This window comes from Saccharicrinis aurantiacus (genome assembly GCF_947489045.1).
GTDB lineage: Bacteria > Bacteroidota > Bacteroidia > Bacteroidales > Marinilabiliaceae > Saccharicrinis > Saccharicrinis aurantiacus.
In genome coordinates this window covers 669973-682965 of sequence record NZ_CANLCN010000001.1, presented here as the reverse complement: position 1 = coordinate 682965, position 12993 = coordinate 669973, and the positions used below count along the sequence as shown (strand labels likewise).

General features: G+C 36.7%; 8 protein-coding genes. 5 read left to right on the top strand and 3 right to left on the bottom strand.

The window, feature by feature from the left end; all coding sequences use genetic code 11:
- Window positions 1–146: 146 nt before the first annotated feature.
- A complete protein-coding gene (locus QMO11_RS02455; RefSeq protein WP_068473452.1) occupies window positions 147–668 on the bottom strand; it encodes an outer membrane beta-barrel protein in 522 nt (173 codons plus the stop codon).
- A 250-nt stretch (window positions 669–918) separates the two neighbouring features.
- Between QMO11_RS02455 and mnmE the strand changes: the two genes are divergently transcribed.
- Window positions 919–2334, top strand: a complete 1416-nt coding sequence (gene mnmE, locus QMO11_RS02450) for a tRNA uridine-5-carboxymethylaminomethyl(34) synthesis GTPase MnmE (RefSeq protein WP_282035880.1) — start codon at window positions 919–921, stop codon at window positions 2332–2334.
- 310 nt (window positions 2335–2644) lie between these two features.
- Here the strand turns inward: mnmE and QMO11_RS02445 are convergent, their stop codons facing one another.
- A complete protein-coding gene (locus tag QMO11_RS02445) occupies window positions 2645–3343 on the bottom strand; it encodes a DNA-binding domain-containing protein (protein ID WP_282035879.1) in 699 nt (232 codons plus the stop codon).
- A gap of 772 nt (window positions 3344–4115) precedes the next feature.
- On the opposite strand from QMO11_RS02445, the gene QMO11_RS02440 reads away from it, so the two are divergent.
- Window positions 4116–4880 carry a lysophospholipid acyltransferase family protein gene (locus QMO11_RS02440; RefSeq protein WP_282035878.1) on the top strand — a complete coding sequence of 255 codons (765 nt, stop codon included), beginning with the start codon at window positions 4116–4118 and terminating at the stop codon, window positions 4878–4880.
- Here the strand turns inward: QMO11_RS02440 and QMO11_RS02435 are convergent.
- Window positions 4861–5742: a patatin-like phospholipase family protein gene (locus QMO11_RS02435; protein ID WP_282035877.1), complete on the bottom strand. Its 882-nt coding sequence runs from the start codon at window positions 5740–5742 to the stop codon at window positions 4861–4863. The two genes, QMO11_RS02440 and QMO11_RS02435, sit on opposite strands and share 20 nt — an antisense overlap.
- Before the next feature lie 525 nt (window positions 5743–6267).
- Between QMO11_RS02435 and QMO11_RS02430 the strand changes: the two genes are divergently transcribed.
- Genes QMO11_RS02430 through QMO11_RS02420 form a run of 3 tightly spaced genes read left to right on the top strand, consistent with a single transcriptional unit; the run spans window position 6268 to window position 12941 of the window.
- Entirely contained in the window at window positions 6268–9366 is a 3099-nt protein-coding gene (locus QMO11_RS02430) for a SusC/RagA family TonB-linked outer membrane protein (protein WP_282035876.1), read from the top strand.
- 21 nt (window positions 9367–9387) lie between these two features.
- Window positions 9388–11211: a RagB/SusD family nutrient uptake outer membrane protein gene (locus QMO11_RS02425; RefSeq protein ID WP_282035875.1), complete on the top strand. Its 1824-nt coding sequence runs from the start codon at window positions 9388–9390 to the stop codon at window positions 11209–11211.
- 14 nt (window positions 11212–11225) lie between these two features.
- Window positions 11226–12941 carry a hypothetical protein gene (locus QMO11_RS02420; protein WP_282035874.1) on the top strand — a complete coding sequence of 572 codons (1716 nt, stop codon included), beginning with the start codon at window positions 11226–11228 and terminating at the stop codon, window positions 12939–12941.
- Window positions 12942–12993: the final 52 nt, after the last annotated feature.

Here is a 12993-nt window from a genome sequence, read left to right as displayed (position 1 = left end):
TATAGTGTATAGCCCGCCCCGCAGGGAAGCCCCTAATTATTGAAGCAAAAAAAACGGCTGAGCATAAAACCCAACCGCTATTGTTATTTGGAAAATCAATAAGGTGCTAATAGCAAAAACATCATTAAATGATGTATTTGGTATAATTAAAATCGCAAACCTAAACCTATTTGGAAACTGTTGTTTTTAATTCCGTTGTTGATTTCAGTTAAACCCCAGTGATAACGTGCATCAATAGTCATGAAAAGCACTTTAAATCCACCACCTACAAAGGCGTTAGTATCGTACCAACTTGATGAACTATCAAATGGATTGTTTTTCTCGTTTAACTTTACATTAAAAGCCGCTCCACCTAAGGCATATAAAGGACCTACCTTTGCTTTAATGGCTAATGGCGCCCCTAAATAGTTTATTTTGTAGTCTTGATTTTCAATGCTTGCTTCGCTTTGCGAATACTGCAAACCTGAGTGAAAAAATAGGAATGGTAATAATTTAGTATCCTTGTAAGCATTTACGTAGAATGAATTACCAGAGCTTCCTAGCTTGTTGCCATCAACAGACATTACACTGTTTTGATAACCCATGCGGAGTCCGATATTATTATCACTTGCTTGCGCGTTTAGTACCACTACAAATAATGCTAGTACTCCTAAAAATTTTTTAATCATGTTAAGTGTATATGTAATTAGTAAATATAAAATCTAATCATTATGTTATCTAATTCGAACTTGATGTAACAAATGTTATACCATAATTTATAGTTTGTATAACCCCTAAAACGGGCTAGTTGAACTTATTGCAATTTGCGCAACATAAGCTACTGTGAAATAACATAATAGATGATTAGAAGAATGTATCCTTTTTATTAATGAAACTCCCTTACAATTATTTACTACTTTTGCAGCAAATTTTTTTGTTATGATTAATCTTGAAGATACTGTGGTTGCTGTTTCTACAGCACAAGGAATGGGTGCTATTGCTGTTATTCGCTTAACAGGAAAGCAGAGTATTGCTATTTGCGATAGCGTTTTTAAATCAATCAAAAAAGGTAAAAGATTAATTGATCAGGCTGCTAACACTGTTCATTTTGGATCGTTAGTTGATGACGAAACCGAATTAGACGAGGTTTTAATCACAGTGTTTAAAGGTCCGCACTCATTTACTGGCGAAGATACGGCCGAGGTAGCATGCCATGGTGCTCCATATATACAACAAAAGGTATTAGAATTATTTATAAAAAATGGTGCCAAACTAGCCGCACCAGGCGAGTTTACCCAACGTGCCTTTTTAAATGGCAAAATGGATTTATCGCAAGCGGAGGCTGTGGCCGATTTAATAGCCAGCCGAAGCGAAGCGGCACGCAGAGTGGCCATGCAACAGATGAAGGGTGGTTTTTCGCAAGAGTTAACGCACCTGCGCGAACGCCTACTAAATTTTATATCGCTAGTAGAACTAGAACTTGATTTTAGCGAGGAAGATGTGGAGTTTGCCGACAGACAACAACTGGTTGGCTTGGTAAACGAAATTGAAACCTTATTATCCAAACTGATCAATTCGTTTCAATTGGGTAATGCCATTAAAAACGGTATTCCGGTTGCTATTGTTGGGCATACCAACGCGGGTAAGTCTACCCTACTCAATACCATTTTACAAGAGGATAGAGCCATTGTTTCGGATATTCACGGTACTACACGTGATGTAATTGAGGATACTATTAATATACAAGGTATTACTTTTAGGTTTATTGATACGGCTGGTATACGTAAAACTACAGACGAGATTGAAACCATTGGTATTGATCGTACTTTTAGTAAAATTGAGAGTGCTACCATAGTTATTTTAATGCTGGATATTAACGATCCTACAGAAAAGATACACGAGGCCATTGCGGATGTAAAGGCTAAAATGAATGAAGATCAGAAGTTAATTGTAGCTATTAATAAGGTGGATTTACTTTCGGAGGAAGAGATTAAAGAACGCTACAATAAATCGGCCTACCAAGAATTATCGGGTACGGATGCCATTGTTACCTTATCGGCCAAGCAGCAAACGGGCATTGAAGCTTTATCGGAAGAGCTAATTAAAACAATTAATCTTAAGGCGGTAGATAACGACGAAGTGATTGTGACTAACGCTCGCCATTATGAAGCTTTACAGCGTTCGCATGAGTCAATTTCTCGCGTTGCGGATGGTTTACAATCTGGCATATCAGGCGACTTTTTAGCTCAGGATATTAGAGAGGTATTGAGCCACTTGGCCGAGATTACTGGTGGTGAGATACAAACTGACGAGGTACTGGGTAACATCTTTAAGAACTTTTGTATTGGCAAATAAGCCATGCGATGGCAGAATTATTTAACACAAACCGAACAGACGCGATGCTTCGCGTCTATATCCCGATAACCGGGACTTACCTATCCCGATAACCGGGACTTACTTGTCCCGATAACCGGGACTTACTTATCCCGATAACCGGGACTTACTTATCCCGATGACCGGGACTTACTTATCCCGATGACCGGGACTTACTTGTCCCGGTGGTGTGGACTTAATTATCCACATTTAGTGTGCAATAAAAAATCCCCAGACTCATTAGCCTGAGGATTATAAAATGAATGCTTATAGCATCAAAACCATTACCGTTCTAATTGGTAGCAGTCATGTCAAAATTTGAGCGACCTACTCTTAAAGTACTACTTCTTCTAGCTTTAAGCCTCACTTCAATGGTAAATACACCACTTAAGCCTTCAGGGGCAAATACCAATAATTCCGATGGTTTGTTTTTAAACACATTACTGGCTCTGGTTTCGCTTTTATCGGCAGCAATAAAAAACACGCCTTGCTCGGCATCTTCTTCGTCAAACTTAATGTGACTACCCATTATGGATAATAGTTGCCCCGAAGTAAAATCTTCGTTAACGGCACCTGTTTTCACATTAGTAATTTTTTGAATTACAGGCATACTGCCCTTCACTTCAACCTTACGAAGTTCAATATCGCTTACGGCACTTGCCAAGCGCGGTCCTGCATTAAGGTTAAGTTTAACAGCATGTCTGCTAGCAGTAAAAGTATCCTCATCGTTAATAAATACACCACTAATGCTAGGGTATATTTTAAACAATTCGGTATTTACATTATTACCCTGCTTAATAGCATTAACTATAGCATACTCGTACTCTTCAATAACAGATAAAGCCTCGGCCTTAGTTACTGTTGAGCCTTTGCCAGCCATCATTTCTACTATTTTTTCTGTGGTAATGGTGTCGTTGTCGGTAACAACGCCCATTAAATCATCAGGATCTGCTGTCAGATGATTTGCAATTACTCCGTATCGTAACGGCATAATAAAAAATATTAGTTTATAAAATTAGAGCCCTCCGGCCATCATCTCCCAACACTTTTCAATTTACCGGAAGGCGAACCTACCGGGGGGTTATCTATGATTAAAATCATGTTGAAAATATAACCTCTATGGCACATAAGCAAACTTTTGTTGTGTTTTTTTTATTTAAATCATTAGCTCTCACTCGTGCAGCAGCAATGTAGTATTACCATGATGTTTTACTGCTTGCCTTGAGATCGCCGCGTGCCTCGCGATGATGCAATAAGGTATTTCTAAGATTCACAAGCTGTGCGCCTCGTCATTCCGTGGTACGAAGGAATCTCAAGGCGACCTTAATAGATTACCACACGTGAGGACACGTGAGGCAGCAATACGTAGCAGTGGCTCTAAATAATGGCTATTCAAACCTTGATTCTCATTTATAACTTATCATTTATCACTAATAACTTAAAAAAAGCTTGCCTTGGGATCGCCGCGTGCCTCCCGATGACGCAATAACGTGGTACTTAAACACAAGCAAGCTGCAAAGCATTTATCATTTATAACTTAACACTTATAACTTTTAAACCTTGATTCTCATTTATAACTTATCATTTATCACTAATAACTTAAACAAAGCTTGCCTATGATATTTTCAATATCTCTTTTTGGCTTAAGGCAATAGATTTTTTTTATGGCTTTCAAAAACGAACATCCTCGTTTCTATTTGTAAAGAAATTATTAATTAATGGTATAATAATTGATAAAAGAGCATTAAATATTACATACTACAATGATTTTTATTAGAGCTCTATTTCGCTTTTTAGCAATATGCGCAATCACATTATACTATGTTGTTATTGGCATTATCCAATATAAACTTGCCTATGATAAAGACCAAGTAAGGCAGTCTGTTGCTAAAAAATGGAGTCGCGCATGCATTAAGACACTTAATGTAAAAGTAACGGCTTCTATTAAAGGCAGTGGTAAACCCGAAGGTTTAATTATGAGTAACCATCGCAGTTATCTTGATATTTTTATTCTCTTATCCATATATCCGTCATCAATTGTTGCCAAGCATGAGATTGGACAATGGCCTGGTATTAAGCATGCCATTGAGTTAGGAGATATAATATTAGTAAAGCGTGGTCATCTGCATTCAATGGTTCAAACCATGCGTCAGATTAAAGAGCGCCTTGATAATGGCAAAAACGTAATTCTGTTTCCTGAAGGAAAAATTAACGATAGCCATATACCCGGGAAATTTAAAAATGGAAGTTTTCATATAGCTGCCAAACTAAATACACCTATAACTCCTATTGCTCTATGGTACCCGGATAAAGCTGATGCTTGGATTGGTGATGAATTGTTTATTAAACACTTTTTTAAACAGATGGGCAAAAAAGAAACCTTAGTAAAACTCTGTGTTATGGAACCTGAAAAAAATAGCGATCCAGAAACACTAAAGGAGAATGTTCATCGAAAAATTTACAATTCAGTACTTGATTTTGACATTGAGCAAGAACAGGCAAAAGGTATTAATCATCAATCTTGCTAAAAGCTTCTGTTGCGGTTTCATAACCTAATTTTATCATTTCTTTAGATTTATGAAACTCAAAAGTACTGCAAATATCTCGCGGTATTTTTATTAATACATCTGGCTTAATAGCTGCAATACTGGTTTTAGAAATTTGTTCTTGCATCATATCAAACATTTGTGTCATTAAGTTTACATAGGATATATCAAGCTTTTCACCATCCTTTCCCCCTCTTATACGCTGATTGAACCAATTCATCATTTCTGTAAGTCTTGGCGATTGAAATAAGCTTGGATTTTCATCCTCTTTTTCAACTAAATCGGTTCTATTGGGAACAAAAGCATTCAAATCTACGGCAACTAAAATATCTCCCTCTCTCCTTTCTACCCTATTAAGAGGAATTGGATTTATTACGCCCCCATCAAATAACCATTGATCATTACGCTTAAATGGTGCTAAAAATCCAGGCACTGCAACTGAGGCTCTTATGGCATCAGATAGATTGCCTGAGGTAAATACAATTTCTTCTCTATTTAATATATCACTGGCAACAGCAGAAAAAGGAATATCCAGATCTTCAATATTGTACTTATTCAACCACTGCTCCATGTGATTGAATACTTTATTACCTTTAATAATCCCTTCTGATTTTAACTGAAAATCCATTAAAGAAAAAACATCCCCTTTCCCCAATGAGCAAACCCATTTTTTATAATCATCCATATGTCCGGCTACATAAAGTCCACCGATTAACGCACCAATTGAGGTACCCGATATTGAAGTTATATTATAACCCAATTCTATAATCTTTTCAATAACCCCAATATGAGAAATTCCTCGTGCTCCTCCACTTGAAAGAACTAATGCTACATTTTTTGACATTCGATATATTTTGTTTTTTTTACAATATTCTCAATAATAGTTCAATTTTTCAAAAACCATCTACCCATTATACCTTTCTTTATGGTTTTTAACCAAAATTAGAAATATAACCAAGGGAATCGTGCCTTCTATGGTGGTTCTTTTCTTTAAAATCACATATAAAATTCAATTATCTTAGATAAGTGTTAAAAATTAAAATCAAAACTCACACCCACACAACACACACTAAACGAAGATATTAAACATTTACACAACAAGCTTTAAATAGTATTATAACCCAAAAGCACATTAATTAAACTTATAAGAACATTATTAGTTTAAATTGTTAAATATTTGCATTCGTATTTTAACACCTATAAACCAAACACCATTAACCTCTCTTCGTATAAAAACGCTCCTATGCAAAATTACACTGACTTGTGATAAACTATTAATTAAATTTTATAACATAATAAGGAACAAAACTTACATCATTCTCTAGTTTGTGAAAAAAAACACACTACTAACTACAACATACAAACGAGAATGAAACAACTACATGAGATTTTAAAACGCAAGGGATATCTACTTTGGGTTTTATTGCTTGCTGTTTGCATTGAATCGCAAGCTCAATCAAATAATATTGCCGTTACTGGTGTTATTATTTCGCATGAAGATAACTTACCTGTTCCCGGGGTAAGTGTTATGATTAAGGGAACATCTACGGGCACTATTACTGACTTTAACGGTAAGTATAGTATTAAAGCAAACGAAGGTGATATTTTAGTCTTTTCATTTATAGGGCTCCAAACAAGCGAAAAGAAAGTTAAAGATAAAACACTTAATGTATCATTAGCCCCTGAAACTATCGACTTAGGCGAGGTAGTAGCTATTGGATACGGATCTGTTAAAAAGAAAGAGTTAACCGGTTCGGTAGCTCATGTTAAGGGTGAAGATATTCAGAAAATTGTAACCTCCGATTTAGGAACAGCGCTACAAGGGCAAATTGCAGGAGTTAATGTCACTGCAAGTTCTGGTGCTCCAGGAGCATCTTCTAATATTCAAATTAGGGGTATTTCATCCGTTACTGGATCAAATTTACCTTTATACGTTGTGGATGGTATTCCACAAGACGGTGACCCTAGACTAAGTAACAACGAAATTGAAACTATCGACATACTTAAGGATGCTGCATCGTGTGCTATTTATGGTACTAGAGGTTCTGCAGGAGTTATTCTTATCACCACCAAACAAGGAGAAAGTGGACAGATTAAAATTAAAGCGGATGCAAGTTATGGTATCCAAAAAATTACATCGGGTACACCCTTAATGAATGCGCAAGAGCAAACCTACTTTGATATTCTTTTTGAACGAAATGTTAATGGGAATAACGATGATGAAGGAAATATCTTAATCAACCGTAATAAATACAATTACGTTAATGATAATAGCTTATCTCCTTTGGTGCACAACGATAATGCTGCTGTTCAAAATTATAACATCAACATTACTGGGGGTAGTAAAGATTTATCGTACAATGTGGTGTTTGGGTATTATAACCAGGATGGTATTGTAACCAACTCAGCTTTTGAAAGGTATAACGCACGTGCCAATACCATGTATAAAAAAGGTAAATGGCGTGTTAAAGCAGGCGTTGGTTTCACTGTTGAAGAAAATGACAAAGCCGCAGGTAACATCCTTACTCAAAACATAAGAATGATGCCGTACCAATATTTACCAAGTGATGGTGGTGATGTTTTTGAAACCGATGGTGTTGCCGGTGGACCTCAAGCAACAGCTTTAAATTCTGCCTTAAGAGCACTTCAAACAGAAGACAACAACACCCGAGATAAACTTTTTGGTAACGTAAGTGCCACGTATCAGGCAAGCAAAGAATTAAGTTTCACCACCAATTTTGGAGCCAATGTGCGTAACGACAGAAGACACCGTTTTTCTCCTCAATTTAAAATTGTGAATAACGATGGAACGCAAATTAATAACCCGCTTGATAGTTATGTTGAGATGACTAGTAGTAGAAATACTGCAGTAAGTTGGGATGGTAGTGTTAACTACACAAAAAAGATTAAAGATCATAAATTTACAGCTACAGGAGCCATGAGTTTAGAGGCTTATACTTTTGAAAGCTTCTATGGTGGAAAAAGAGGCGTAGTTGATAACGATATAAAAGTAATTGATGGTGCTATTCTTAACCCTTACATATACTCTAACGGGCGCGATAAGGCGGATAAGTTAGTGGGTACAATAGCACGTGCACAGTACGATTATAAAAGCCGCTATTTAATAAGTGCAAGTGTTAGATACGATGGATCATCACGCTTTGCGGAAGAATACAGATGGGGTATGTTCCCTTCTGTTTCGGCAGCTTGGAATATTTCTGACGAAGCTTTCTGGCAGCCACTTGCTGACGTAGCGAACAATTTTAAGTTTAGAGCTAGTTACGGTACTACCGGAAATCAAAATTTTGCTTCGTATAGTTTTTATAACAACATCACGCAAGGTATTTTCTATCCTTTCGGAGAATATGGTATGGAGTTATTGGCAAATGGTGCAGCCCAAACCCAATATGCAAACGAATTGGTTAAATGGGAAACTTCAATACAAGCCAACGTTGGTATAGACTTAGGTTTATTCAAAAACCGTTTAACCTTTTCTGCCGATTATTACGACACACGTAAAAATGATATGTTATTTCCAGTTCAATTACCCTCGTCTGCTGGTGTTGGAACAGGAGCTGAAAGCAGGGTTACTTTAAATGTTGGAGATATGGTAAACCAAGGGTTTGAGTTTGCCGCAGGATGGAGAACTCAAACCGGAAAAGTAAATTGGGGCGTTAGTACAACTTTTACCAAGAACACCAATGTGATTACTAATATGACCGGATCAGGTCCAATTTACTCTACTGACAGTGGATTAATAAGTGGTGATACAAATTCGAAAATTACAGTATTAGCTGAAGGTTATGAAGCAGGAGCTTTTTTCTTACATAAAACCGATGGCGTTATCAGAACTGAAGACGAACTGCAACAATATCGCCAGTTAGTACCTAGTGCACAAATGGGTGACTTAAGATATGTTGACACCAATGGTGATGGAGAAATTACTGCCGATGATCGTGAATATATGGGAAGTGGTCTTCCTGATTTTGAAATTGGCTTCAATACCAATCTTGAATACAAAGGCTTCGACTTTATGATGCAATGGTATGCATCTGTTGGTAACGACGTAATGAATGGTAGCAAAGCTGCAGCGTATAGTTACGGACGCCATGCCGATCAAGTTCATACTTGGTCTGCCGCAAATCCTAATGCCCCTCTCCCTGTTTACAGAGGCGATAGTAAAGCACATGATAACTACCGCGGATACACAGATATGTGGTTAGAGGATGGTTCTTTTTTACGTTTACGTGCTATTACACTTGGCTACACTTTCCCTAAGCCATTGGCCGAAAAGATGGGTATGGGCAAATTTAGAGCTTATGTAACTGCTCAAAATCCATTAACCTTCACTAATTACACAGGCTTCGATCCTGAGGTAGGCGGTAACGGTCTTACTAGTCGTGGACTTGATAAGGGAAATTATCCGGTAGCTGCGCAATATATCATGGGAATTGTTCTTGACTTTTAACGAATCTAAAACAACGCAAAAATGAAGATCAATAATATAAAATACCTTTTTATAACTCTTGCAGTGTGCGCTTTAACATCCTGCAGTGATTATCTAACGGAAACCAACCCCAACTTTAAACCCAAAGAAGATTATTATAAAACACTTGATGAAGCTGAAGCAACCTTAGTTACAGTATATGGTACAATGCTGAACCATTACATACTGAACATAGAAGAAGAGGCTTTACGTTCTGATTGTGGATACCCAGGGTTTAATCGCCCAAGTCCAACTGATCCAAATGCTGTATGGTACTATCAAACCTACAATAACGGAACGGTATCTGTATCTAAAAAATGGGAAGCCATTTATGAGGGCGTATTCAGAAGTAATCAAGTAATTGAGGGCCTTGAGCATCTAAAAGAAAACAACGAGAATATCGACTTAGATAGATGGTCGGAATTAATGGGTCAATCTAAATTCTTTAGGGCACTATATCACTTTTACGCCTATACTTCATTTAACAACGGCGAAGTAATCATACGCGATTTTGTTCCATCTTTAGAAAATGGTTTAGATGATTTCAACATTCCAGTTTCTGATCGCGAAGAGGTGGTAAATTTTGTAAGAAACGATCTTTACTATGCCTATAAAAATCTACATAGTCAATATCCAAACCTAGCTCGCAATAAGGGAAAGGTAACCAAAGGCGCGGCTGCAACAATCCTTGGCCTGAGTCATATTTACGATGTTGAGTATAAAGATGGTATTGCTATTAATAATACTGAGAGCATCGATTCAGCAATGTTTTATTTTGATGATGTAATCAACAACCCAGAATATGCATACGAATTAGTTGATGATATGGACTTATTATTTACATCGGCTGGGGAATTAAACAAAGAATCGATATTCGAAGTTGTTTATGCTTTAGGTCTTCGTCCTGAGTTAAATCACTTCGACGAAGCTAGTTTAACCAATCGTTTAGGCCGCTCTGCTCCTGGTGGAACAATTGGTGGCGGACGTAAATGGTTGCCAACTGCATGGTTAGCTTATGAGTATAGCCACGAAAAAATGGATAGTCAAGACCAACGTAACTGGGTAAATGATGACGATGGCACGCAGCGCATGCGTAATGTTCCATTACGAGCCTCTTCAATGGTAGCCTTGGTTAATGATATTGATACTAAATATTACATAATAGGTAATGTACCGCAGGTAGCCACTTTTTCAAACTACGAATTTGCTTATTACAAAAAATATACGAATCATGATATTACTGATAGTGAGCGAAATTTATCTGAAGGTCAAAACCGATCAGGAAAAAATGTAACCGTAAACCGCTTGGCTGAAGTAGTGTTATTAATGGCTGAATGTCATATTCAAAAAAATGAGATTCAAGAAGCACTTGATTTAATGAATGATGTTAGAGTGCGTTGGGGCTTAGAATTATTAGGCACTGAATCAGGTTCAAAACACGGCGCTAATCACGACTATAATAACATAGAATATGATCAAACATCGTTAATGAAGCAATTAATGCACATCGATAAACCATTAGAGTTATCTTCAGAGGGACATTCTATCAGAAATATTGACTTACGCCGCTGGGGTATTGCCAAACAAAATTTTGAGGATTTATATAAGCGTAAATATTGGGTAGATACTTTCACGTTTACCGACTTGGATGGTAAGGACAAAAATAACTGGAGAAGCTTGATCGTGGATTATGATCCGGGTAATGGGTCAATTATTATTGATGATTTCGAGGCTGCTTCACAGAACTACATCAACGAAGTACACGATTATTTACCTATTCCTTTAAGCGAAATATTGAATAACCCTAACATATTCAATAAGAAATAAGAAAATTGGAAGTTATGAATATCAAATTATATATAACGGCACTAATAATTGCAATAGGATTTGTTTCATGTAAAGACGAATCTATTGGCGGTGATTTTTCAGATGTTACCTGGACCAATACGTTAACAACCCATGCGATTGTTGACAAGGGTGACTTCGCCTCTTTTATGGATTTATCGCAAGGTGCTTTGAGCCATGAATGGCATATTTCTGAAGGAAATTATTTTATGTCGGATGATTTTGATCGCCAAGACACAAATCTTTACGATTTTATTCTGCCTGAAATGGGGCTAAAAACTGAAAATGAAGTAATCCATGTTTTATTCGACAGCATTGGATTACAGGAGGTAAGGTTGTTTAATACCTTTAGCGAAGAGGTTACATTTAATGGTAATGATACTTTAACAGCCATTGAAAAAGATGGCATTTGGGTTATTGATACTACATTCTTTGTAGATGTATATGGCGATATGGAACCTGCTTTTAAAATTTATAAAAGTATATTAAACGAAGAAGGTAATATTACAGATTGGGAAGAAGTGTTAGAAGTATTAGCTAGTGATAATCCTGAAACTACTGATTCTATCAATTGGCCAGTATTAGATATCGAAGCAGGTGAGTCGCTTAAATTTGTTGATTTAACCACTATTGACCGACCAGAAGGCAGAACATGGAGAATACATAATGGTAATAGCTATGAAAATCTCACAGATTCTGTATGTATCATTAACTATTTAAAGTTAGGAGCTTTACCTCAATTATTAGGAACTATGCGCTCTGAGCGCGAAGGAGATGAGCACATTCCAAGGTCTAACGTAAGCAAACAAATTCCTTTACATGTTAATGTAGTACCATCCACAAAACCATTAATTATTGATGGTGATATTTTACAAAATTTAGATGGTTCAATCAGCTTTAAAGTAAATGGCCTACTCAATCCATTTAGCAATGAAGAAGGTGAATTTAAGGTGTACGTTACCAATGCTGCAAGCGGATTTGATGATTTTATAGAAGTAAAAAGTGCTCAAGTCAGCAAGAAAGACAATAGCGTAATTGATTTGGAACTTGATTCAAGAATATATAACTCAGATGTGGTTACTGTGAGCTATACCGGTAATGGAATTGAATCAACTGATTATAGAATGTTAAGCCAATTCGACAATATTAAGGTTAAACCATTTTACTTTGAAGGAATTGATCTTGAATTCGGAGGTTTTGAAATACTTAACCCAAGTGCGAACGCAATGTCAGCCTCTGCACAGGGTTGGTGGATGAATGGCTCAAACATTGATATTGATGGTCAATCGTGGATTTTTAAGCGAGTTGAATCTGATGAATTTAGTCAAGTTATTGGTGAAGCTTCTATGCGTGTAAAAGGCACCTACCCTTCAGGAAACTGTAGAATTGATTATACATTCTTGGATATGGATAAAATGCCTGCTGGCAGCTACCGTTTATCATTCATGATATATATAAAGCAGGGTTCTGGTATGGATGAATTGCAGATACAAACAGCCAACCCTAACTCTAACTTAACTTTTATTGATGTTAGCGAATCAATAGTACCAAGAGACACTTGGGTTAAAATTACAGAAGATGTAGTTATAACTAGTGATTTGGTTAGTGATAAGGTAAAACTGCGAATCAATCCGAAAGCCGGAAACTTCGAAGGCCATCAAGAATGGTACATGGATAGTTTCTCATGGATAAATATTGAAGAAAGACCTTAAATAAGTACTATATATTTCCAATTAAAGAGCGACGATCTGTATTAGAACGTCG

Bases quoted from the DNA above. Each gene is read 5' to 3' on its own strand.
- QMO11_RS02430 (WP_282035876.1), top strand. From the start codon at position 6,268: ATGAAACAACTACATGAGATTTTAAAACGCAAGGGATATCTACTTTGG.
- QMO11_RS02420 (WP_282035874.1), top strand. From the start codon at position 11,226: ATGAATATCAAATTATATATAACGGCACTAATAATTGCAATAGGATTT.
- QMO11_RS02425 (WP_282035875.1), top strand. From the start codon at position 9,388: ATGAAGATCAATAATATAAAATACCTTTTTATAACTCTTGCAGTGTGC.
- QMO11_RS02440 (WP_282035878.1), top strand. From the start codon at position 4,116: ATGATTTTTATTAGAGCTCTATTTCGCTTTTTAGCAATATGCGCAATC.
- mnmE (WP_282035880.1), top strand. From the start codon at position 919: ATGATTAATCTTGAAGATACTGTGGTTGCTGTTTCTACAGCACAAGGA.
- QMO11_RS02445 (WP_282035879.1), bottom strand. From the start codon at position 3,343: ATGCCGTTACGATACGGAGTAATTGCAAATCATCTGACAGCAGATCCT.
- QMO11_RS02455 (WP_068473452.1), bottom strand. From the start codon at position 668: ATGATTAAAAAATTTTTAGGAGTACTAGCATTATTTGTAGTGGTACTA.
- QMO11_RS02435 (WP_282035877.1), bottom strand. From the start codon at position 5,742: ATGTCAAAAAATGTAGCATTAGTTCTTTCAAGTGGAGGAGCACGAGGA.